We start from the raw sequence: 24,622 nt of genomic DNA, 5'->3' as shown, positions 1-24,622 counted from the left end.
TCACTCAGATCTAAGCACAGCAGGCAAAACAAACAGGGCGGGGTAAATTCAGAAACAGCGGGAAGAATAACAGGATGGGGAAAGTGGTGGGTCGTATAGGATTCGAACCTATGACCAATTGGTTAAAAGCCAACTGCTCTACCAACTGAGCTAACGACCCATGGATAAGAGTTGAGAGTGGTGGGTCGTATAGGATTCGAACCTATGACCAATTGGTTAAAAGCCAACTGCTCTACCAACTGAGCTAACGACCCGCTCAAACTCTTTTTTACCTTTTCACTTTCCAACTCTCTAATTGCTAGAGAGTCAGGGGTTGGCTCCTCGAGCTGGACTCGAACCAGCGACCAATAGATTAACAGTCTACTGCTCTACCAACTGAGCTATCGAGGAATAACCCTTTGCTTATCTTTCAATAAGCCCGCTTGCTAGAAGCGCATCCTTAAATGGCGGAGGGACAGGGATTCGAACCCTGGGAGCCTCGCGACTCGTCGGTTTTCAAGACCGGTGCTTTCAACCACTCAGCCATCCCTCCGTAAGGATGGGCGCAAATATTACCTTCAAAATTTTGAGTGTCAACAGCTTATCTCAACTTTCTGTAACTCATTGTTTAAAGTGATCAATGAGTGTTCAGTTGTTCTCTCGCCAGGTCGTGTAAAAGGGCCGGTTTAGCGTAGTAATAGCCCTGAATCAGGTCACAGTGGTTCTTCCTCAGGAATGCCACCTGCTGCTCATTCTCGGCACCTTCCGCCACCACCTTGAGGCCCAGAGCGTGGGCCATGACGATCACTGTCTCAACAATGGTCTGGTCATCGGTGTCCTGGCCGATATCGGCCACGAAGGAGCGATCGATCTTCAGATAATCGATCGGCATACGCTTGAGATAGGACAAAGAGGAGTAACCGGTGCCGAAATCATCGATGGCAACCTCGATCCCCAGCTTCTTCATCTGCTGCAGCTGGGCATGGGCGCGACTAAAATCTTCCACCAGTGCGCTCTCGGTCACCTCGATACAGAGGCGGCGCGGGTCTACCGCCCCGGAGGCTACCGCGGCGTTTATCTGGCGCAGCCAGCTTTCACTGCGGAACTGTCGCGGTGACAGGTTGATACTGATCTTGGCAGCGTTCAGCGGCGCCTGGCGGCAATCCTCGGCCACCTGCCCGATCAGCCACTCGGTGAGATCTTCGATCAGCTCCGATTCCTCCGCCACAGCGATAAACTCCACCGGCGAGACAAAACCGATCTCGTTGCTGTACCAGCGCATCAAGGCTTCGTAGATCTTCACCTCACCGCTGACCGGATCCACCTCTGGCTGATAGGCCAGGCTCAACTCTCCCCTCGCCCGCGCGAGACGCAGGCCATTTTTGATCTGGATACGGCGCCGGTTACGGTCATCGATCTCGCTATCGAAGAAGGCGTGACATCCACGCCCACTCTCCTTGGCGTGGTACATCGCCGCATCCGCATTACGCATCAGCAGATCGCTTTCTTCACCGTCTGCCGGCGCCACCGCGATACCGATACTGCAGCCGATGAACAGCTCATGGCCATCAACCAGATAGGGCTCGCTGATCGCTGCTATGAGCTTGTTGGCGATCACCGCAAGGCCTTCGGTCTGATCCACGTGAGGCACCAGTACCGTGAACTCATCACCTCCCAGGCGGCAGGCGAGGTCCACTTCGCGCAGTTGATCACGCAGCCGGTCCGCCACCAGCTCCAGCAGACTATCGCCGCACTCATGGCCGAAAGAGTCGTTAACCTCCTTGAACCTGTCCAGATCGATAAACAGCACGGCAAACTGCTCGTCGTAGCGCTTCATCCGCTCCAGCGCTTCCTGCAGGTGGCGTTTGAACGAGGCGCGGTTGTAGAGGCCTGTCAGGGCATCGTTGTAGGCAAGCTGCTGCAGTGACTCCTCGGCCGCTTTTTCCGAACTGATATCCTGGTAGATGGCAAAGAAGCCATCCTGGCGGTTATGGCGATCGCGGATAGCGCTGACCGAGAGTCTTGCCGGGTAGGTGGAGCCATCGCTGCGACGGCAGCTCAATTCCCCCTGCCAGCTTCCTTTCACGGCAATGGCTGCCTCGACCCGCTCTTTCACCCCGGCACCGCTCAGCGAGCTGTCGACAAGCTCCATGCGGCGGCCGATCAACTCCTCCTTGCTGCTGCCATTCATCCTGGCAAAGGAGTCATTGACCTCCACGATACGCTGCTCCCGGTCGGAGATAACGATCCCTTCGGAGGTGTTCTCGAAGATGCGCCGGGAGATGTTGACCAGTTGCTCGTTGGTCTCCTGCTCGGTGATATCCAAGGAAACTGTACAGACCGAACGGACCTCCCCGCGCAACAGCGGAAATTTGACCATGAACCAGGTGGTTTCACGCCCCTCGAACTCCGTGGTCAGATGCAGCTGCATAGGGCCACCGCGGGCCAGCACCTGCCGGTTCAGTTCGCGGTGTCGTCGGGTGATGCCTGTGTTAAACGTGGCATCCAGGTCGAGCCCGTTCTTTGCGGGGTCCACCTTGTAGAACGCCTGGAAGCGCCGGTTGGCGTAAACAAAATGCCCATCTTCGCTAACGATGCTGACCAGCGCCGGAATATGCCGCATCACCTCATCAAACAGGGCATTCTGTTTTTTCAGCTCTTCCCGGCTGCTGCGGATTGATGTCGCCAGGCGGTTAAGTGCGTTGGCTATCTGGCCAAGTTCGTCGCCACCGCCGAGCTTGACCTCCCGGTCATAATCACCCGCTTCCATCGCCTCGATGCTACCCATGATCCGCGCCAGACGGCGGTTGATGTAGCGTTCACCGGCGTACCAGACCAGGGGCGCGCTGAGCAGAATGAAGCCCGCGATCCAGAGAAAGAAATTATCGATCCGGCCCAGCAGGTTATTCCCCAGTAAGCGCGTGTCCACCTCAATCACCACCGTGCCACGGGCCATCTGACGCGGCTTGTCTGCATCCGGCAGGGAAACGGGCGCGGCGCCGTAAATGGTGTCTTCTTCCGGTGAATCGTAAAAACTCAGGCTGCCGGAACTCTGGATCTGCTGGATAAAACTATCCGGGAGATGGAGGAAAAGCTGATCAAAGGTCTGGCCCCGGTCCGCCAGGCTAGAGGAGGCAAGTACCCTGTTTTCGTTATCGAGCACCACCAGATGCTTGACGTAGCGGCGCATGCTGGCGGCGGCAATCTCACGCTGCACCCCCTCCTCGTCGCCACGCAGCAGCATGTATTCCAGGGTTCCCTGCAGCCGGTTGACGGAATAGCTGATCTCGGTACGGGCGTTATTGTCGGTGAGATAAAGCAGGTAGGGACGTGCCACAAAGAGCACAAATAACAATGCCAGCGAGCCACCGATCAGAATCAGCAGCGGCAGCAACAGTCGTAGTGGAGGGTAGGCCAACTTCAATCCCATAGATCCTGGTCTGCTACGATGTCATCCAGATTGACGTCTTGGCTGAGTAATCCCTCTTTGCTCATGATGCTCTCCAGCCGCTCCGCCTGGGCACGAATCTCGCCCTTGTCATACAGCATGTCGCGTACCTGCGACCGACCTGGAATGGAGAGACCTTCCAGCGCTGCGGCGATCTGCAGCTCGGAAAGCCCCAGGCGCCCGCTCATCACGCCATAGGCCTGTTGCGGTTGCTGCTGAAGAAACCCAACGCCCTGATACCAGGCATCGACAAGGTGCCTGACAGACTCCTTACGGTCTTTCAGTATAGCACCGCGCACAACGAGCAGGTCGATGATTTCATTGGGGATATCCCTGCTGCTGAAGACCTCGCTGGCCCCCTTGGCCATCAGTTTTGAGCGCACCGGCTCAAAGGTAACTACGGCATCGACCTCGCCCTTCAGGAAGGCATTTTCATGCATATCCACCGACAGGGTGACAAGCTGGATATCGGACTCTCTCATCCCCGATACCGCCAGCGCCCGGGACAGGAAATAAGCTCCCAGCGCCGTCGAGTCAACACCGACCCTCTGCCCTTTCAGTTGCGCCATGGTGATCGCTTTAGAAGCCAGTATCGCATCGGCGCCATAGGAGGTGTCGGTCACCAGCAGTATCTGCAGATCGTCCACATCCTGGGCCAGCAGCAATACCTCATCGAGGGTCAGCGCCGCCAAATCCAGCGCGCCGTTGCGAAATCCGCGCATCACCTCACCGGCGGACATCAACTCCACAAGGCCGATCTGTTCTTCATCCAGGTAACCCTGAGAGCGTGCCAGAAACAGCGGCTCGTAACCGGGCCAGAGCACAGCCCCCAGCCGCAGTGGTTCGGCATCATCAGCGCAGCCCGACAACACCAGCATGATCAACAGAGGCGCCAGTAAACGGCGAAGAGTGCTCATCCGGAATTCCGTATTGTTTAACGCTGTAGATGGCCCGCTCGAATAAAACAGCGGCCAGGAACTTAAGTTAAATCTACCCCAGGCCAGGGGCTCCGGCCAGAGCTTCGTCCCCAATTCAGAACAAAGTTCTAATATAAAGATATGCACAGCATCCACTTTATCCCCTGACAAAGCCCAGGTAGATCTGGATATCCCGAGTTATCTACACCTGGATAACAGTGTCTCCAGGCGGATATTCACAGCTTCATAGCCTGTTATGACCTTCGTGTGAATCAATCCCCAGTTGCAAACAGAATCTGTGCACAACAGTGAGGATAAGTTTTGGACAGCACGAGGAATCAACAACCAAAGACCCGTAGTTACTGGCCTGAAGAAAAGCGGTTATTTATCATACAGCTTGGGAAAAGTTTTGCTGAGGGGGAAAATGTCAACCGCCAAATCGGTTCAATTTCGCTGTTTACAACCTCTTACCTTGTTGATCTATCCCCTTTATCCCCAAGGATTACTCACAGCAAAATCCAAGAAAGGTTATCCCCAGTGTAAAACCGGATATGAGGAGGTCGCCAAAGCCTGTTTACACTGCAGAAGATGAGCAAAGAATAGACGAATAAGCGGGTTATCCACCGGTATCAGTCACGCACGGCGAAACGACGAGAGGTCCAGTAGTGGCTGCGCCAATAGGGATTATCCAGAGAGGAGATGATGACGCCGCGGCTGGTGGAGGCGTGAAGAAACTCCCCTCCCCCCATATAGATGCCGACATGGCGGGTCCGCCAGCCGGTCTTGAAAAACACCAGATCCGCCACCTGCAACTCATCGCGATCGATGCTGTAGCCAAGGTCTGCCTGATGCTCGGTGGTGCGGGGAAGATCCATACCGTAAAGGTCATCAAAGACGCGGGAGACAAACCCGGAGCAGTCGACGCCGCGCCGGCTCATGCCGCCAAGACGGTAGGGCGTGCCTTTCCAGGCAAGGTACTGCTGTTCAAGATCGGCACGCAGGGAGTATTCCGACGCCGGCAGATCAGGCGAGTAATAGCGCGGCCCGTTACTGCTGCAACCGGCCAGCAACGCCAGAATCAAGGCGGCAATGTAGACTCGCATCAGACTCTCCCTGAGGTCCGTAGATTTAACTTTAATAACGGACGTCTAAGCTTTTGTATTCAAAAGTGCAGGGGAACGCAAGTTTGCACTCTTAGTGTCTATCATCGCCGGCGCGGCACCTCCTGCCTTGGAACGCATATTTCTCCCCGGTTAGCTCGCTAAGCATTGGATAACTCTTTCTTTAATAGTTCCCTGTTTGGATGCCAGGTTAGAGGTGCCTGGATTGACCGACCGACGAATGCCGGGATCCCTCATATCCGCTTCCTTGCCTAGGCCGGTTTCAGCTTCTGCCGACGGCTCTGGGCCAAAGGGGATGGATTGCTGCGCACTGGCAGCCATAAGAGATAGAGCCCCGTTATCAACAAGGCATGAGAAACGCATAGCCCCGACCCAACGAACACCACCTGCATAGAGGTGGTTTAAGAGCGACAACAAAAAACAGCGCCACCCGGGCGCTGTTTTCTATAGAAGGAGTAGCCTGCTCGTATTAGCGCGCCATCCAGTGTTCCAGCTCGTCGGCTCCGCCCACATGCTCGCCATCGATAAAGATCTGCGGCACGGTGCCACGGCCACTGATCGCCGTCAGCGTCGAATAGGTGATGCCGTGCTGGCCCAGTTCGATCTCTTCATAGGCCATACCCTTCTCTTTAAGCAGTTTCTTGGCACGCATGCAGTGCGGGCAACCCGGCTTGGTGATCATCGATACCCGATTCGGCAGCTCCGCCTTGGGGTTGATGTAGTCGAGCATGGTATCGGCATCAGAAACCTCGAACGGATCACCCGGCACATCCGGCTCGATGAACATCTTCTCGATCACACCATCCTTGACCAGCATGGAGTAACGCCAGCTACGCTTGCCGAAGCCAAGGTCGCGTTTTTCAACCAGCATCCCCATACCTTCAGAGAACTCACCGTTACCATCCGGCAGCATATCGATGTTGGCAGCGCTCTGATCTCCCGCCCAGGCGGCCATCACGAACGGATCGTTCACCGACAGGCAGATGATGCTGTCCACACCCTCACGTTTGAACACCGGCGCCAGTTCGTTATAGCGCGGCAGGTGAGTGCTTGAGCAGGTCGGTGTATAGGCGCCAGGCAGCGCGAACAGGATCACGGTCTTGCCGGCAAACAGCTCTTCGGTGGTGACATTAACCCACTCGTTGTTAACGCGGGTGGGGAAAGTGACTTCTGGGACGCGCTGACCTTCACGATTTTCCAACATCTGCTTCTCCTCGGATTCAATGATTTGCAACTGGATTCAGATTACCCATGGAGGTGATCAGGGAAAAATTAATTATAGATAAACCTACGATAGTTTTGAGCTATCACTATAAAGAAGCCGTTAAACTTATCCCCGTTATCTGTGGATAAGCACTGGAAGAGTACGGGGGCAACTCCGCCAAGCGCGCAAACCCGGCGCCTTGGCAAACTCTGTTCATCCATTGATCGGCGTTACGCCGCTTTTCTGCTAGGATTCGTCTTTACATACACAAAGCGCAGAGCCTCCTTCAGCGCTATCCCATTTTGCGGAGAAATACCCCCCCGTGTTCGATGAGTTATCTCTTCATGAGCGCCTGATGAAGGCGATCGATGCCCTGGGTTTCACCAAGCCCACCGAAGTGCAGGCCACTGCACTGCCCCCCGCACTCGAAGGCAAGGACCTGATGGTCAGTGCCGAGACCGGTAGCGGCAAAACTCTGGCGTTTCTGCTGCCGATTCTGCAGCGCTGCGTTGAAGTTTCAGCGCCGCGCAGCGGGACTCGAGGCCTGATCCTGACGCCGACCCGCGAGCTCGCCGAACAGGTTACGACCATGTGCGAAAAGCTCGCCGCTTTTACGCGCGTCACAGCCCTGTCGGTCTGCGGTGGCGAGAACTATGACAATCAGGCGGCCAAAATCCGCAAGAACCCGGAGATCATCGTCGGCACCCCGGGACGCATCAAGGAGCACCTGGAGCGCAGGACCCTGGATTTTGACGATCTCGAATTCCTGGTTCTCGATGAAGCGGACCGGATGCTCGACATGGGCTTCCGCGAAGAGGTGCTGTTCGTCACCGACGCCTGCCGCCCAGAGCGTCAGAGCATGCTGTTCTCCGCGACCCTGACCCATCGTGGCGTGGGCGATATTCTTGACCGCGTGCTGCGCGATCCGGAAACGATTCAGCTCAGCACCGCCCAGACGGAACTGACCCACATCCGTCAGCAGGTTATCCTGGCGGACGACGCCAAGCTCAAGGAGCGCCAACTTGAGTGGCTGCTGAAGAACGAGCAGTACGACAAGGCGATCGTCTTCACCAACTACCGCGCCCTGAGCGAGTCACTGAATTCCAAGCTGCAGACCAAGGGACTGCGCGTGGGTGTGCTGCATGGTGAACTCAGTCAGCCGGAACGTACCCGCGTACTCAACCTGCTGCGCGAGGGCCGCATCAATATCCTGATCACCACCGATGTGGCGGCACGTGGCCTGGATATCGAAGGGATCGACCTGGTCGTTAACTTCGACCTGGCCCGCAGCGGCGACGAACACGTGCACCGCGTCGGCCGCACCGGTCGCAGCGGCCGCGAAGGCCTGGCGATCAGCCTGATCGCTCCGAACGAATGGAACCTGAAAGCCAGCATCGAACGCTATCTGCGGGTTAAATTCGAATCCCGCACGCTGAAGGGCATCGAAGGCAGCTACCGAGGCCCGAAAAAGCTCAAGAGCAACGGCAAGGCCGCCGGTACGCGCAAGAAGAAGGACAGCAAAAAGGCTGGGGATAAGCCGAAAGAGAAGAAACGCGCCCGGGATAAAAAGCAGATCGGCAAACGCCGCGCCGAGCCCGCAGCACCGACTCCGATCAGCAATGACGGCTTTGCTCCGCTGAAGAAGAAGTAATTTCAGCAGCCATGCCGCAACACCAAGCCCTGCCTGAAAAGGCGGGGCTTTTTGTTACCTGTCTACAGGTTCGAAAGCCCATCACGGCAGCAACACTTTGATGCAAAAAACAGCACAATGTCGACAATTTTGTTGCATATTTAGACTAATAGACTAGGCAACAGCCCTAGAGCCTGGACCCCAGCCCTTTATAATCGCACTTCTAATAACTACCCCTTCGTCGACATCAATAACTCCAACTCCACAATTGTCGACAATCCATAAGATCTGAGGAAAGTCCTATGTCTTCCGAATCACGCATTCGTTGCGCGGCTCTGCGCGATCGCGTCATGAGCGCCGAAGCTGCGGCCGAGCTGATCCCTGCGGGTATCAATGTGGGCATGAGCGGTTTTACCGGCGCGGGTTATCCCAAGGCTGTTCCTGGCGCCCTGGCCGAGCGTATCCGTAAACTGAACGCCGCCGGCGAACCGCCGTTCCGAATCAGCGTCTGGACCGGCGCATCCACCGCGCCGGAACTGGACGGTGTGCTGGCCGAAGTGGACGGTATCGAAATGCGCCTGCCGTTTCAGAGCGATCCAATCTGCCGCGACCGCATCAACACCGGCAAGATGGATTACGTGGATATCCACCTTTCTGAAGTGTCCCAGTACGCCTGGTCCGGCTTCCTTGGCAAGATGGATCTGGCAGTAATCGAAGTGGCCGGAATCCGCGAAGACGGCAGCCTGATCCCCTCCTCATCCGTGGGCAACAACAAGACCTGGATCGAGCAGGCGGACAAGATCATCCTCGAGGTCAACAGCAAGCAGAACGCCAAGCTGGAAGGGATGCACGACGTTTACTACGGCACCGCGCTGCCGCCGAACCGCAAGCCGATCATGATCACCGATCCGGCCGACCGTATCGGCGAGCCTTACCTGGCCTGCCCGATGGATAAAGTGATCGCCGTGGTGGAAACCTCCGCCCCTGATCGCAACACCCCGTTCAAGGCACCGGACGAGACTTCCCGTAAGATCGCGGAGCACATTCTCAACTTCTTCCACCGCGAGATCGAGCTGGGTCGCCTGCCGAAAGAGCTGCTGCCGATTCAATCTGGTGTGGGTAACATCCCCAACGCTGTGCTCGAAGGGCTGGACGCAGGTCCGTTCAAGAACCTGACCGCCTTCACCGAGGTGATCCAGGACGGCATGCTGAAAATGCTCAAATCCGGCACCCTGGCGACCGCATCGGCCACCGCGTTTTCACTGAGCCCGGAAGGAATCGCCGAGTTCGATAACAACATCGACCTCTACCGCGACAAGATCATTCTGCGCCAGCAGGATATCAGCAACCATCCGGAGCTGGCCCGCCGCCTGGGCGTGATCGCCATGAATGGCCTGATCGAGGCGGATATCTACGGCAACATCAACTCTACCCATGTGATGGGTACGCGGATGATGAACGGTATCGGCGGTTCCGGCGACTTCGCCCGTAACGGTTATCTGTCGATCTTCGTATCACCGTCCACCGCTAAAGATGGCGCTATCTCCGCTATCGTGCCTATGGTTTCCCATGTGGACCACACCGAGCACGATGTAAAGATCGTCGTCACCGAACAGGGTCTGGCGGACCTTCGCGGCCTGTCACCGCGCCAGCGCGCCCACGAGATCATCAACAACTGCGCTCACCCGGACTTCCGCCCGGCGCTGATGGACTACTACGAACGCGCTCTGCACTCCGGCCGCGGCATGCACACCCCGCACCTGCTGGAAGAAGCACTGAGCTGGCACGTGCGTTACGAAACTCAGGGGCAGATGTAACACGTCCCGTCAGGCTGCCAGCCGTTCCGGTATCGAGGCGGACCGGCTATCTCCTGACACTGGGTTGCTGAGCGGACCCTGATCGCGGCGCCACTTTGAAGTCAGGCTGGAGGCCTGTCGAAAAGCGGTAACCAAAACCCCGGCCCTGCCAGGCTTACGGGCTGGTTCGCTATCAAGGCGGACTTTTGAAGGCGTAGTGGTGCTACGTCGAGAAAGTCCAACGCAGAGAGCGGGACAACCATCTCCTGACACTGGGTTGCTGAGCGGACCCTGATCGCGGCGCCACTTTGAAGGCAGGCTGGTGGCCTGTCGAGAAGCGGTAACCAGCAACCCGGCCCTGGCAGGCTTACGGGCTGGTTCGCTATCAAGGCGGGCTTTTGAAGGCGTAGTGGTGCTACGTCGAGAAAGTCCAACGCAGAGAGCGGGACAGCCCGTAAGCCTGACAAGAGTTTGCTCTAAGCCTTGAGCGCTCTCTATGAGCGCCATTTTTTTCTACGCTTAATATAGAAAAAAAGAGCCAGGCAAGGAGCCCCACCCATGATCGATCAACCGATTGTCCAACTGCTCACCGCTCTGGCCCTCGGGCTGCTGATCGGCCTGGAACGCGGCTGGCATGAACGCATGATGCGCGCCGGTGGCCGCGTTGCCGGTATTCGCACCTTCGCGCTGGTGGCGGTAGCCGGTCAGGTGGCCGGTATGCTCGGCACCCTGCTGACTCCCTGGATTCCGGTCGCAGCTCTGTTGGGGCTGTCGCTGCTACTGGCTCTGGGTTACCGGCTCAACAGCGACGAAGATCGGGATTTTGGCACCACTACCGTCATCGCGGCGCTGCTCACCTTTCTGCTTGGCCTGCTGGTCTCCATCGGCGAATCCACACTGGCGGTGGGTGCTGCGGTGATCGTCACCGTGCTGTTGCACTTCAAGGAAACCCTGCACGGCTGGATCTACGGCCTTAACGCCGAAGAGCTGCGCGGCATCCTGCAGTTGGGACTGATCTCGGCGGTGCTGCTACCGGTGCTGCCCAACGAAACCTTCGGCCCCTGGGACACGCTGAACCCCTACGAAATCTGGCTGATGGTGGTGCTGATCTCCGCTATCAGCCTGGCGGGATACTTCGCCATGCGCCTGGCGGGTGCCGGTAAGGGAATCATGATTACCAGCGCCTTTGGTGGCATCGCCTCCAGCACCGCTACCACGCTAAGCCTGGCCCGCATGAGCCAGCAACTGCCGATGTATCGGCTGCTGGCCGGCGGTATTCTGCTGGCCAGCGCCATCATGTACCCACGTATTCTGCTGCTGGTGGCGGTATTGAATGTGGAGCTAGTACAGCAGCTGTCGATTCCTCTGGGCGGCATGAGCCTGACCAGCTTCGCCATGGCACTCTGGCTCTGGCGTAAAACCGAAGCCGACGGCGAATTCGACAGCAGCCAGTTGAACCAGAAGCCGTTTCAGATCGGCCCCGCGCTGAAATTCGGCGCACTGCTGGCAGTCATCATGCTGGCTGCAGAGGGGATCAGAGCGGAGATGGGCGAGCAGGGGCTGTGGATAGTTTCCCTGGTAGCCGGGCTCACCGACGTGGACGCCATTACCCTCACGCTGACCCGTATGACCGATAACGGCATCGGCCAGCAGATTGCTATCGTCGGTATCACCCTGGCAGCGATCAGCAATACGCTGGTGAAGGGGATTCTCGCCGGCGCGGCCGGTGGCGCTACGCTATTGAAGACGCTGGTACCAGGGCTGGGTCTTAGCATGCTGGTCGGCGGCCTTCTGCTACTGATCTGAGCCTGGCCCAATGTGCAATTCACCCTGCGCTTGATCTGCGTAAACTGCATCACAGAAATGTCACCCGCACCCGGTTAACTGATCTACGCTTTGTCTGTAGGTCGTTGAACAGGATGGGATAAGGGATGGCTGCGAAAGATCTGAAACCGCTGGGAGTGGAGCAACTTTACCACCGCTGTGATCTGAGCCGGTTTGGCTTCAGATCCACGGCCGATCTGTCGCCGGACTTCTCCGCGCTGGGCCAGGAACGGGCCATGGACGCAATCAATTTTGCCGTCGGCATGCCCCATCCCGGCTACAACCTGTTTGTCAGCGGATCCACCGGCATAGGCCGTCGTGAGCTGGTGGCTCGCACCATCAATGAGCGTGCCGCAAAGGGCGAGGCGCCACTGGACTGGGTCTATGTGCATAACTTCGAGCGCAGCCATGAACCCTGCATGCTCAGCCTGCCCCAAGGGCTGGGCCGTGCACTGTCACGGGATATGCAAAAGCTGGTTGAGCAGCTACTGATACAGATTCCCGCCACCTTCAAAAGCGACGACTATCGCAACCGCGTTCAGGAGCTCACCGACGAGTTTGAACAGCGCGAGGAAAACGCCTTCAAGGGCCTGGGCGAGAAAGCCCATGAAGAACAGATCACCCTGATGCGTACCCCTTCCGGTTATACCCTTGGCCCTCTCAGAGAAGGCAAGCTGATGACGCCGGATCAGTTCAAGGCGCTGCCGAACGAGGAGAAAGAGCGGATCAAGGCAGCGCTGGAACGCCTCAACGCAGAGCTGACCAGCCTGGTGCGGGATCTTCCCAAGCTACAGCAGGAGCAACGCGAGGCGATCAAGGCGCTGGAGGATGAGATCACGCACTCGATCATCGACCCGGCGCTGTCGGTGCTGCGTGAAAAATATGGCGCCCAGACCGAGGTGCTGACGTTTCTCGATCAGGTGCATCAGGACATGATCGAAAACGTGGACGACTTTTTCGCACCGGAGAAGGACGACAACGCCAAGACACCGTTACACAAACTCGCCAAGAGCGACGCCTTCCGCCGCTACCATATCAACCTGCTGGTCAGTCACGACAACGACGGCGGCTCGCCTGTGGTGGTCGAAGATATTCCCAGTTACCAGAACCTGGTGGGGCGGATCGAGTACCGCTCCTCTTTCGGTACCCTGAGCACCGACTTCAGCCTGATCCAGCCGGGCGCCCTGCACCGTGCCAACGGCGGCTATCTGATCGTCGACGCGCAGAAGCTGCTCACCTATCCCTTCGCCTGGGAGGGCCTGAAACGGGCGCTGCGCAATCACGAGATCCGCATCGACCCGCTGGAAAAGATGTACGGCATCAGCGGCACCCGCTCACTGGAGGCGGAACCGATACCGCTGAAGGTCAAAGTAATTCTGATCGGTGAGCGGCGTCTTTATTACCTGCTCAAAGCCTACGATCCGGAGTTCAGTTCGCTGTTCAAGATCTACGCTGACTTCAACGAACAGCTGGACCGCTCCCGGGAGAATGTCGAGAGCTACCTCGGTCTTATCACCCAACTGGTGCAGGAGGAGGCGCTGGCACCCTTCACGCTTACGGGCCTGGAGCGAATCGTCGAACAAAGCTCCCGCCGCGTCGACGACAGCGCCAAGCTGTCGCTGAACCGCGGTCAACTCGTCGATCTGCTGCGTGAGGCCAGTTACTGCGCCACCCAGGTCGGCGCCAGCGAAGTTGATGCAGCCCATGTCAGTCGCGCCCTGAAACTGGCGCGCACCCGCAGCGCCCAGTATTCCGAACTGATGCAGGAGCAGATCGAGCGCGGTACCGTAATGCTTGCCTCCAGTGGCGCCGCAGTGGGCCAGGGCAACGGCCTGACGGTATTCCAGCTGGGCGACCAGCGCTTCGGCAAACCGGCGCGAATCAGCGCCACCGCGCGCCTGGGCAGCGGCAAACTGATCGATATCGAGCGTGAAACCGAGCTCGGTGGGCCAATCCACACCAAGGGCGTGATGATCCTGGCCAACTGCATCGGTGCGCGCTACGCCCGCAACGCGCCCCTGTCGCTGCATGCCAGCCTGGTGTTCGAGCAGTCCTACGGTATGGTCGATGGCGACAGCGCCTCCGCCATGGAACTCTGCGTACTGCTTTCCGCCATTTCCGGCCTGCCGATCAAGCAATCCTTTGCCGTCACCGGCTCGATCAACCAGCAGGGCGAGATCCAGGCGATCGGCGGCGTGAATGAGAAGATAGAGGGCTTCTTTGAGCTTTGCCGTAACCGCGGCCTCAGCGGCGACCAGGGCGTGATCATTCCCAAAACCAATGTGGATCACCTGATTCTCGATCAGGAGGTGGTTACAGCCTGTGCCGACGGTCAGTTCAACATCTACGCGGTCAGCACGCTGGACGAGCTGATCAGCCTGCTATTCGGTCGTGAACCGGGCAAGGCCGATGATGACGGCCGTTACCCGCCCGCCAGCGTCAACGGCCGGGTACAGCAGCAGCTGCTCGACTGGACCGAACAAGCGCGCAAGCTGAGTGGCAAAAGTGAACAATAACAGGCCCCGGCGGACGAGGAGGAAGGCATGATCCGGCAACTGCTGATTCGGCTCGACACCCGCCTGCCGGACCCTAAAGAACTGACCGACTGGGTGGCGCTGGCCCAGGCTCTGGATGCTGACCTGCTGGCACAGCTGGAAGAGGATGAAGCGCTCAGCACCCTGGCAGGGCTGCCGTTCAGCACCGAGATCTGTCGCGCCAGCGCGACCACCCGCCCTTTGAATACCGCCAATCTCGACCGCCGGACAGAACGCAATATCAGGGTGCTTAATCAACTGCTGGCGGAGATTGCCCGCAATCAGCCGCTGAACTGGCAGGTTACGCGGATCAGTCACCAGAGTTCAGTTCGCCCGGCCGCCGACACCGCTCTGCTGCAGCTTCGCAGCGGCCAGCCACTGTTTAAGGCCGGCGTGCTCGCCAAGTCAGCGAGCCAGCCGCATATTGCGGTTATCCACAACGGAGATGAAGCCTCGGAGCACGCCCTGGAGAGCGCCCGCAGAATCGCCTCCCAGCTGGCGTTGCCGATCGTCCTTCTCGCCCTGCCCGCCTCCCCCTGGCATCAGACACACGGTCTGCCTGCCGGGGTTGCCGTACGCACCGATCTGGCGGTGCCGCAACGGGAGCAACTGCTACCCCTACTGCGCGCCTGGCAGGTCAGCCTGCTGGTGCTGCCCGCCAGCCTGCTCAATGAGGATGAAAGCCTGCCGCCGGTGGCCACCTTGATCACTCCCTGATCGACCCAGATCAGGACAACAGTTCGAACTAGCCGGTAAGATCCGAGAACCACCACAACCGGAACGCTCCCTTGCCTGAGCTACTTTTGCCTGAATACGATCTGCCCCGGGCACCGAAAAGCGCCCTGCTGTCGCTGAATCGCTGCAACCTGCCGGCGCGGGTGATCGCCAGCCTGGAATACCAGCAAAAACCGGCGCCGCTGGAGCTCGATGGCGTGCGCGCACTCTACGCCGATCTGCTGGAACACCTGGCACAGGAGGAAAGCCCCGAACCCCGCCTCCAGGCCTTTCGCAACTATATGACATTGAGATTCCGCCTGCCGGCCGATGACCTGCCAGAATCGGATCTGGCGGAGCCCCAGCCCAGGCCGAAGGCGAACTATAACCGCCTGCTGCGAGGCTGGTTTTTCGACTCCGACAGCCGCGAAGGTGCTGTCTGGAAGGGCTGGGTGGAATCACGCTTCGGGCTGCTGACCCGGTTTCACAAGGAGCCGATCCCGGGACCGGAAAGCGATGCCTACGACCGTTTCATGGAGGAGCGGATACGCGGCATCTATAACACCAACGCCCTGGATACCCAGCTCGACCTGCTCTACACCTTTTGCCAGCATGAACTGGTGCGGCAGTATCCTGGACGCACTCATCTGCGGCTTTACCGTGGCAGCGTCGGCAAACTGTTCGGCGAGCTTTCAGATAACCAACCGCTGAAGCTGTTCAACAATTTAAGCTCGTTCAGCCTCGACCCCGAAGAGGCGCTGCGCTTTGGCCATAAGATTCTTGAGGTGGAAGTTCCGCTGACCAAAATCGTCTGCTTCGACAGTCTGTTACCCGGACAGCTGCACGGCGAAAAGGAGTACATGGTTCTCGGTGGCCTTTACCGGGTGGCACCTTATCGGGGCGTCACCAGCGCGGAACAGCACCAGTAAGATTAAGCGACTGTTTCCGGTAACGAAAAAACATCAGGTAACAGACGTTACAAAAAGAAACATTTATATCCCGACCCTTTTACTCAGGGAATTTCCCCTCCGTTCCCGGCATTAAAAGCTATCTTTTCTGGAAATACCCACCAAACTAAAAAAGTGCGCCTAAGGCCCAAAAACAGTGCATTTCTGCCTAGACTGGATGAAACAGAAAACGGCTTTCTGGCTGAAACAGCTGTATCACGTTGGTTCATATCAAACTGGTACGCAGATTGCCTTTCAACTAGATCGTAAGTACACCATAGCTGCAGCAACGCGCTTCCACGGATAGCAAAGCAATGTAAGGGGTTACTCAGTGTCAGGTTCCGACGTCAACGACAAATACGTTCGCTTCATCAATGTGAAGAAGAGCTACGACCAGAAGAATCTGGTGGTGAAGAACTTCAACCTGGATATCCGTAAAGGTGAATTCGTCACCCTGCTGGGCCCCTCAGGTTCAGGTAAGACCACCTGCCTGATGATGCTGGCCGGCTTCGAGGACGTCACCAGCGGCGCCATCGAGATCAACGGCAAATCGGTTCAGGATGTGGCGCCCTACCACCGCAATATCGGCATGGTGTTTCAGCACTACGCGCTGTTCCCGCACATGACCATCGCCGAGAACCTGGCTTATCCGTTGAAGGTGCGCAAGCTGCCGACATCCGAGGTTAACCAGAAGGTCAAGGACGCCCTGGCACTGGTGGAGCTTGATGCCTTTGGCAAACGCTATCCTGGACAGCTCTCTGGCGGCCAGAAACAGCGTGTCGCCCTGGCCCGCTCGCTGATCTTCGAACCCAGCATCGTGCTGATGGATGAACCGCTCGGCGCACTGGATAAGAACCTGCGTGAACACATGCAGTACGAGATCAAACGTCTGCACGAGCAGCTCGGTTTTACCGCCATCTACGTGACTCACGATCAGACCGAAGCGCTGACCATGTCCGACCGCATCGCCGTGTTCAACGACGGCGTGGTGCAGCAGTGCTCACACCCTTCAGCGCTGTACGAAACACCGGCCAACTCCTTTGTCGCCGACTTTATCGGTGAGAACAACCATATTCACGGCACCGTTGAAGATTGCAACGAGCAGACCGCCACCATCAGCCTGTCCCGCGGCGACAAGGTCAGCGCGCTGAATATCAACTGCCCGCCCAAGGGTGAGCCCTGCATCCTCGCGGTACGTCCCGAGAACCTGTTCATAGCGGGGCCGGGACGGGAGTTCGATAACGTCATCAGCGCTGAATTCATCACCCGGCTCTACGTGGGCGACTCGATCCGCTACTTCTTCAAGATGAGCGATGGCGCCCAGCTGATGGTGAAAATGCTCAACGATCAGGATGCACCGGTCATCGACCCCGGCTCCCAGGCTCGACTGACCTGGGCCACAGACCGCGGTCTGGCGCTCGATAAACCGGCAGATAAGGATAGTGTCGCGGCGGCATGAGGCAGCCCGACGTCTATGGACCAATGACTCAATGTCTGGAAGAGGTGATCCAATGAAGAAGAAACTGTTAACCCTGGCGGCCGCTGCAGCTGTCGGCATGACTGCCAGCCTGGCAAGCGCTGACGAACTGACTGCGGTGTCCTTCGGGGGCTCCTACGGAGCAGCGCAGCAGAAGCATATGATCGACCCGTACATGGAGAAAACCGGTAATAACATCCTGTTCGAGAACTACTCAGGCGGCGTCGCCGAGCTCAAGGCCCAGGTCGAGAGCGGCAATGTTCTCTGGGATGTGATCGACATGGAAGTGATCGATCTGGAGCGCGCCTGCTCCGAAGGTCTGCTTGAAGTCTTCCCTCAGGATCAACTGCCTCCTGGCGATGACGGTACCCCCGCCGCCGAGGATTTCAGTGAAGAGGCCCTGGCCAACGAGTGTGGCGTCGGCAACATCGTCTGGACCGTACTCTACGCTTACAACCACGACACCATCGAAGGCGGCGAGCCGACCTCGATGACCGACTTCTTCGACACCGCCACCTTCCCGGGCAAGCGCGCCATGCGTAAGCGTCCGCAGGTCAACATGGAATGGGCACTGCTGGCTGACGGCGTTCCCAAGGCCGAAGTCTACGACGTACTGGCCACCGACGAAGGTCAGGCGCGTGCGTTCGCCAAGCTCGACAGCATCAAAGACGACATCGTCTGGTTCGACAGCTGGTCTCAGGCTCCGCAGCTGCTGAACGACGGCGGCGCAGTCATGGTTCAGTCCGCTAACGGCCGTTTCTTCGCCGCTATCCAGGAAGAGAACAAGCCGTTTGAAATGGTTTGGGACGGTCACGTCTTCGACCTGGACGTCTGGGCCATCGTCAAAGGCACCGACAAGAAGGATCTGGCGATCGACTTCATCAAGTTTGCCACCGGTTCCAAGCCGCTGTCCGGCATGCCTGACGTAGCCTACGGCCCGACCCGTCAGTCCTCCTACGCGTATATCGATGAATCGATCGTACCGAAACTGCCGTCTGCCCACCTGGATGAAGGTCTGAAAGCCTCTTCCCTCTTCTGGGCTGACTACGGCGAGTCTCTCGGCGAGAAGTTCAACGAATGGCTGCTGCAGTAATTCGCTGAGCCATAAAGCTATCAAACGCGCACTAAACCGGGCTGCCCCTTCGGGCGGCCCGGCCTGACAGGGTTCTAACGCATGTCCAACCCAGAGTTGACGCAAGACGAGATCAGGCAGGCCGACCGCAATATCCGCCGCCGCAAATGGCTGGCGATCATGTTCGTCGCTCCGCTGCTGCTGTTTATTTTCGTCACCTTCGTCGCCCCGATCGGGACGATGCTGTACCGCAGTTTCTACCATCCCACCGTAGCGGAGCTGATCCCGGATACGCTCACGCAGCTGGATGAGTGGAGCGAGGAATCGGGTGACCTGCCACCACCGGCAGCACTCAATGCCTTTGCCGTGGAACTGCAGGCTCTGGCAGCTGAACGCCTCTCCGGCAAACTGGCCGAGGAGGTCAACCGTGGCTATCCCGGCGCCTCCAGCCTGATCAAATCCACCGCACGCGCCGTGCGCCGCGTGGATCTGGCCGAACTGCAAAGCAGCGGCGGACAACTGGTGCTGGATGCCAACAAGAAGTGGTCGGACGTAAACGTCTGGCGGGCGATGAAAAAGTCCGGCTCCGTCTTTAAGGACGACTTCTACCTGACTGCCCTCGACCTGGAGCGTAGCCCCCAGGGAGAGATCATCCAGCGCGACACACAGATCTATCTGGACCTGTACTGGAAGAGTCTCAAGATCGCTTTCTATATCACGGTGTTAACCGCGATCATCGGCTTTCCGCTGGCCTGGTATCTGGCCAACGCACCCTCGCGAATCGCCAACACCCTGATGATTTTCGTGCTACTGCCGTTCTGGACCTCGCTGCTGGTACGTACCACGGCCTGGATCGCGCTGCTGCAGACCAACGGCGTGGTCAACTCGATACTGATGTCTCTGCACATCACCGATGAGCCACTGGAGATGCTCTATACCCAGTTCGCTACGGTGATCGCGATGACCCACATTCTGATGCCGTTTATGATTCTGCCGCTGTACAGCGTCATGAAGGGGATCGACCCGAGCTATTTCCGTGCTGCCCTGTCACTGGGCGCCAAACCTATACCGGCGTTTATCCGCATCTATATGCCGATGACGATTCCGGGACTCAGCGCCGGTGCGCTGCTGGTGTTCATCATCTCCATCGGCTACTACATCACCCCGGCACTGGTCGGCGGCACCGACGGACAGATGATCTCCAACATCATCGCTTTCCATATGCAGTCGTCCAACAACTGGGAGCTCGCCGCCGCGCTCGGTTCTCTGTTGCTACTGCTGATCACCCTGCTCTACTGGCTGTACGACCGCCTGGTAGGCATCAGCAACCTGAAGCTGGGCTGAGGAGCACGAGACCATGGGTAAATTTCCACGCTATTTCACCATCTGGCAGAAGCTGGGCCTGTCCGGGGTCAAGCTCACCGCCTACCTGGTGCTGCTGTTCCTGATGGCGCCGATCCTGGTGATCATTCCTCTGTCGTTCAATGCCGAGCCCTATTTCACCTTCACCGAAGGGATGCTGGCACTGGACCCTAGCGCCTACTCGATGAAGTGGTACGAGGAGATCCTGGCGGATCAAAAATGGATTCTGGCGATCAAGAACAGTTTCTACATCGGCCTGATGGCCACACTGATCGCCACCGTACTCGGCACCACCGCAGCCATCGGCCTGACCAGCGGCCAGATGCCGTTCCAGCGCATGATCATGGCGCTGCTGCTGTCACCGATGATCGTACCGCTGATCATCACCGCGGCGGGCATGTTCTTCTTCTACACCCAGCTGGATATCGCCGGCAGCTATATGGGCGTCATACTCGCCCACGCTGCCCTGGGGACACCCTTTGTGGTGATCACGGTGAACGCGGCATTGGCGGGCTTCGATTACTCGCTGGTCCGCGCCTCGCTGGGGATGGGCGCAAAACCTGTGTACACCTTCTTCAAGGTGATCATGCCGCTGATCCGTCCCGGCGTTATCTCCGGCGCACTGTTCGCCTTCGTTACCTCCTTTGACGAGGTCATCGTCGTGCTCTTCCTTGCCGGCCCTGAGCAGCGCACCATCCCGCGCCAGATGTTCTCTGGCCTGCGAGAGGAGATCAACCCGACCATCCTTGCCGTCGCCACCCTGCTGGTAATCATCTCCGGTCTGCTGCTGCTGACCATGGAGTACCTGCGTGCCCGCGGCGAGAAGATGCGTGCTGGGGATGTGGATTGACTGAGTGATCAGGCATAAAAAAACCGACCCTTAGGTCGGTTTGAAAACAGTGGATCGGTTAGGAGGCAGAAGGGCTATCTCAGCCCCCTCTGCCGGTGCTCTTTGCAGCCAGTCCTGAAAATTACTCCGACTGGGCGATCAGGCTGGCGTTACCGCCGGCGGCAGTGGTATCCACACAGAGGTGACGCTCGATCACGTAACGCTCGGCCAGCAGATGTTCGGTCAGCAGCGGCAGCAGCGCGCCTGTGCGCTCGGCCAGTGCCTGGCGGTACTCTTTAAGCATCTCAGCCCCTGCGCAGCTGATCACCGCCTCAAAGCCGTTGGCACGGATCAGGGCTTCCGGCTGCAGCTGGCCATCCAGACCCACCACCGGCAGACCAGCCTTGCTGGCATCGGCCAGCAGTTTGTCGGCACCCGGCGCGATCACAACCGCCTTGTTACCCTGAGACAGGGCAACGGCAGCCTGCTCCATGGCGCTCGCCTTGTCAGGGCCAAGGCAGAGAATCAGGCCACGGGCGCAGTTGGACAGGCGGTTCAGCTCACCGGTCGGTCCCGGGAGTAACTCAGGTTCGGCATCCAGCGCCGCAGGTACCTGGTTGAAGAACGGCTTCAGAGCCTGGGCCCGTGCCTCGGCCAGCGGCGCTTCCAGGGCGGAGAGCTGACCGATCGCCATACTCAGAGCATCGCTGCCGACCATCGAAGTGCTCTCGGCAGTGCGTGCAGCAGTTGCGCTGTTCTTGAAGCGGCGCACATAGTGCGGCCCCCCCGCCTTAGGACCGGTACCGGAAAGGCCTTCGCCACCGAACGGCTGGGAGCCGACAATGGCGCCGATCTGGTTACGGTTCACGTAGGTGTTGCCCACCTTGATCCGGTTTACGATGCGGTTCACACGGCTATCCACACGGGTGTGCAGACCGAAGGTGAGCCCAAAGCCCTTGGCGTTGATATCGTCCACCACCTTGATCAGCTCGTTGGCTTCAAAGGTCGCCACATGCAGCACCGGTCCGAAGATCTCCTCTTCGAGTTCTTCGATACCCTCAAGACGTATCACCGTCGGCGCAACGAAGATCCCCTCTTCCGGCTTCGCCAAAGACTTCAGCACACGGCCTTTCTGAGCGAACTTCTCGCAATGAGTCTCGATCTTCGCCTGAGCGGCCTTGTCGATCACCGGGCCCACGTCGGTGGAGAGCTCCCAGGGATTACCCATGCGCAGCTCATCCATGGCGCCGAACAGCATCTCCAGCAGATGATCGGCGATATCTTTCTGTACATAGAGCATACGCAGCGCGGAGCAGCGCTGGCCGGCACTCTGGAAAGAGGACGCCAGCACATCGCGTACCACCTGTTCCGGCAGCGCCGTGGAGTCAACGATCATGGCGTTGAGGCCACCGGTTTCCGCCACCAGCGGTGCGTCCGGCGCCATTTTCTCGGCCATCACGCGGTTGATGATCTGTGCTGTACCGGTAGAACCGGTGAAGCAGACGCCGTTGATGCGCGGATCGGAAGTCAGCGCGGCGCCCACCGATGCACCGGCACCTGGCAGCAGCTGAACCACTTCTTTCGGAATGCCCGCCTCGTGCATCAGTTCGACAGCGCGGGTCGCGATCAGCGGTGTCTGGTCGGCCGGCTTAGCCAATACGGTGTTACCCGCCGCCAGCGCGGCCAGTACCTGACCGGTGAAGATCGCCAGCGGGAAGTTCCACGGCGAGATACAGGTGATCACACCACGGGCGTCGCCTTCACCTTCAATACGTACGCCTTCGTTGGCATAGAAACGGGCGAAGTCCACAGCCTCGCGCACCTCGGCGATAGCGTCGAGCAGCGTCTTGCCCGCCTCGCGGGAGGTCAGGGCAAACAGCTCGTGGGTGTTCTGTTCATACAGGTCGGCAACGCGATCGATACTCGCGGCACGCTCCTTGGCAGAAAGCTTGGACCAGCTCTCATAGCCTGACTGCGAAGCGACAATCGCGGTCTCTATATCTTCAGGCGCAGACAGGGTCAGATGACCAACCAGGTCGTTCGGATCGGCCGGGTTGCGTACCTCTTTCTGCTCGCCACCTACCACTTCACCGGCCAGTACCGGGCCGCCTTTCCAGATGGAGCTGCGGAAAGCGCCACGCTGGGCTTCCATAAACTCCACTTCCACCGGATCGGTCACATCCCAGCCCTTGGAGTTACGACGACCTTCACCGAACAGGTCCTGCGGACGGACAATCTTGTTGCTGGAGACGTTTTCGCCCAGCGACTGCACCAGCGCCACGGGATCACGGGCGATCTGTGCCGGCGTGATACGGGTATCGACAATCTGGTTCACGAAGGAGCTGTTGGCACCGTTTTCCAGCAGACGACGCACCAGGTACGCCAGCAGATCCTGGTGTGCACCTACGGGTGCGTAGATGCGGCAGCGTTTGCCGTCACCGTTCATCAGCGCTTCGTGCAGGGATTCACCCATGCCGTGCAGACGCTGGAATTCGAAGCAGTCACGCCCCTTGGCCAGCTCAACGATAGCGGAGACGGAGTGAGCATTATGTGTGGCGAACTGCGGATAGATGCGATCGGTCATGCCCAGCAGCTTTTTCGCACAGGCCAGGTAAGACACATCGCTGCACGCCTTGCGGGTATAAACCGGAAACCCATCCAGCCCCATCACCTGGGCACGCTTGATCTCTGCATCCCAGTACGCGCCCTTAACCAGACGCACCATGATGCGGCGATCCAGTTTTTCCGCCAGGGCATAAAGCCAGTCCAGCGCGTGGGACGCGCGCTTGCCGAACGCCTGGACCACGACACCAAAGCCGTCCCAGCCGGCCAGTTCCGGATCGGAAAGAATCGCTTCGATCACATCGAAGGAGAGATCCAGACGATCCGCCTCTTCCGCGTCAATATTGAAGCCCATGTTGGCGGCTTTGGCCTGTTTCACCAGCTCCAGCGCACGCGGCACCAGCTCGTTCATCACACGGTCGCGCTGACCATATTCGTAGCGTGCATGCAGGGCGGAAAGTTTTACAGAGATACCAGGATTATCACGGATATCATCATGCTTGCAGTTCAGCGCCAGCGCCTTGATAGCGCTGGCGTAGTCACGCTGGTAGCGCAGTGCATCGGCATCGGTGCGTGCCGCTTCGCCGAGCATGTCGTAGGAGTAGGTGTAACCCTTGGATTCATACTTACGGGCGTTTTTCTGCGCCTCTTCAATGGTGCGGCCGAGCACAAACTGGCGCCCCATCTCTTTCATCGCCTGATTCGCCACGGTGCGCACCATCGGATCACCCATGCGCTTCACCAGCTGGCGCAGGGTTTCTACCAGGCTGCGGGTATCGGACGGGCTGATCACCTTGCCGGCCATCATCAGGCCCCAGGTGGTGGTATTGATCAGGGATGAGTTGGATTTGCCTCGGTGTTCGCTCCACTTGCCGGAGGAGATCTTATCCTCGATCAGCTCATGGATGGTGACGTTGTCCGGCACACGCAGCAGCGCTTCGGCCAGGCACATCAGCGCCACGCCCTCCTTGGTAGTCAGGCCGTACTCAGCGAGGAACTTCTCCATCATGGTCGGCTTGGAGTTACCGCGCACATCGCGGACCAGATCGGCCGCGCGGTCGGAGATCGCCTTGCGCACCTGTTCCGAGAGGTTTGCACCGGCAATCAGCTCGCTGATGACACGATGCTCGTCGGCCAGATAGTTGGCCCGCATCGCTTCGCGGCTTGCTTCCATTGTCGGTTGTGTAGTCTGCACCTGAGCCATGA

15 protein-coding genes and 4 tRNA genes are annotated in these 24,622 nt (G+C 58.5%); 10 read left to right on the top strand and 9 right to left on the bottom strand.

What is annotated here, in order from left to right; all coding sequences use genetic code 11:
* Positions 1-84: 84 nt before the first annotated feature.
* The 8 genes from C4S72_RS22810 to C4S72_RS22775 form a co-directional block, all read right to left on the bottom strand.
* Positions 85-160, bottom strand: a tRNA-Lys gene (locus tag C4S72_RS22810).
* Positions 161-178: 18 nt separating this feature from the next.
* A tRNA-Lys gene (locus tag C4S72_RS22805) sits at positions 179-254 on the bottom strand.
* A gap of 60 nt (positions 255-314) precedes the next feature.
* Positions 315-390: transfer RNA gene (locus C4S72_RS22800), tRNA-Asn, on the bottom strand.
* A gap of 54 nt (positions 391-444) precedes the next feature.
* Positions 445-532: transfer RNA gene (locus C4S72_RS22795), tRNA-Ser, on the bottom strand.
* A gap of 84 nt (positions 533-616) precedes the next feature.
* Complete coding sequence (locus tag C4S72_RS22790) at positions 617-3,403, bottom strand: EAL domain-containing protein (protein ID WP_160115576.1); 2,787 nt, start codon at positions 3,401-3,403, stop codon at positions 617-619.
* Positions 3,400-4,344 (bottom strand): ABC transporter substrate-binding protein, encoded by a 945-nt coding sequence (locus tag C4S72_RS22785; protein WP_104005511.1) that lies wholly within the window; start codon positions 4,342-4,344, stop codon positions 3,400-3,402. Before C4S72_RS22785 ends, C4S72_RS22790 begins: the two co-directional genes overlap by 4 nt.
* A 629-nt stretch (positions 4,345-4,973) precedes the next feature.
* On the bottom strand, positions 4,974-5,447 hold the full coding sequence (locus tag C4S72_RS22780) for an NlpC/P60 family protein (protein ID WP_104005510.1): 474 nt from the start codon (positions 5,445-5,447) through the stop codon (positions 4,974-4,976).
* Positions 5,448-5,934: 487 nt separating this feature from the next.
* The gene (locus C4S72_RS22775) at positions 5,935-6,669 is read right to left on the bottom strand and encodes a glutathione peroxidase (RefSeq protein WP_104005509.1); all 735 of its coding nucleotides are present in this window, start codon (positions 6,667-6,669) and stop codon (positions 5,935-5,937) included.
* A gap of 322 nt (positions 6,670-6,991) precedes the next feature.
* Here C4S72_RS22775 and C4S72_RS22770 point away from each other — a divergent pair, with 322 nt between their 5' ends.
* From C4S72_RS22770 to C4S72_RS22725, 10 genes are all read left to right on the top strand, one after another.
* Positions 6,992-8,320, top strand: a complete 1,329-nt coding sequence (locus C4S72_RS22770; RefSeq protein ID WP_235009241.1) for a DEAD/DEAH box helicase — start codon at positions 6,992-6,994, stop codon at positions 8,318-8,320.
* A gap of 281 nt (positions 8,321-8,601) precedes the next feature.
* Positions 8,602-10,116 (top strand): acetyl-CoA hydrolase/transferase family protein, encoded by a 1,515-nt coding sequence (locus tag C4S72_RS22765; protein ID WP_104005507.1) that lies wholly within the window; start codon positions 8,602-8,604, stop codon positions 10,114-10,116.
* 537 nt (positions 10,117-10,653) lie between these two features.
* On the top strand, positions 10,654-11,901 hold the full coding sequence (locus tag C4S72_RS22760) for an MgtC/SapB family protein (protein WP_104005506.1): 1,248 nt from the start codon (positions 10,654-10,656) through the stop codon (positions 11,899-11,901).
* Between the two features lie 125 nt (positions 11,902-12,026).
* On the top strand, positions 12,027-14,435 hold the full coding sequence (locus C4S72_RS22755) for an AAA family ATPase (protein ID WP_104005505.1): 2,409 nt from the start codon (positions 12,027-12,029) through the stop codon (positions 14,433-14,435).
* Positions 14,436-14,462: 27 nt separating this feature from the next.
* On the top strand, positions 14,463-15,170 hold the full coding sequence (locus C4S72_RS22750) for a hypothetical protein (protein WP_104005504.1): 708 nt from the start codon (positions 14,463-14,465) through the stop codon (positions 15,168-15,170).
* A 71-nt stretch (positions 15,171-15,241) separates the two neighbouring features.
* Entirely contained in the window at positions 15,242-16,096 is an 855-nt protein-coding gene (locus tag C4S72_RS22745; protein WP_200826881.1) for an NAD(+)--dinitrogen-reductase ADP-D-ribosyltransferase, read from the top strand.
* Between the two features lie 349 nt (positions 16,097-16,445).
* The gene (locus C4S72_RS22740) at positions 16,446-17,573 is read left to right on the top strand and encodes an ABC transporter ATP-binding protein (protein WP_104005503.1); all 1,128 of its coding nucleotides are present in this window, start codon (positions 16,446-16,448) and stop codon (positions 17,571-17,573) included.
* Positions 17,574-17,625: 52 nt separating this feature from the next.
* Positions 17,626-18,684, top strand: a complete 1,059-nt coding sequence (locus C4S72_RS22735) for an ABC transporter substrate-binding protein (RefSeq protein WP_104005502.1) — start codon at positions 17,626-17,628, stop codon at positions 18,682-18,684.
* A gap of 81 nt (positions 18,685-18,765) precedes the next feature.
* Positions 18,766-20,007 carry an ABC transporter permease gene (locus tag C4S72_RS22730; protein ID WP_104005501.1) on the top strand — a complete coding sequence of 414 codons (1,242 nt, stop codon included), beginning with the start codon at positions 18,766-18,768 and terminating at the stop codon, positions 20,005-20,007.
* Between the two features lie 13 nt (positions 20,008-20,020).
* Complete coding sequence (locus C4S72_RS22725) at positions 20,021-20,875, top strand: ABC transporter permease (protein WP_104005500.1); 855 nt, start codon at positions 20,021-20,023, stop codon at positions 20,873-20,875.
* 121 nt (positions 20,876-20,996) lie between these two features.
* On the opposite strand, the gene putA is transcribed toward C4S72_RS22725, so the two are convergent.
* The gene (putA, locus tag C4S72_RS22720) at positions 20,997-24,620 is read right to left on the bottom strand and encodes a bifunctional proline dehydrogenase/L-glutamate gamma-semialdehyde dehydrogenase PutA (protein WP_104005499.1); all 3,624 of its coding nucleotides are present in this window, start codon (positions 24,618-24,620) and stop codon (positions 20,997-20,999) included.
* Positions 24,621-24,622 lie beyond the last annotated feature (2 nt).

Source organism: Marinobacterium lutimaris, from assembly GCF_900108065.1.
Lineage (GTDB): Bacteria > Pseudomonadota > Gammaproteobacteria > Pseudomonadales > Balneatricaceae > Marinobacterium_D > Marinobacterium_D lutimaris.
Note: the sequence above shows the minus strand (reverse complement) of the source record. Positions and strands in the feature narration are given on the sequence as shown.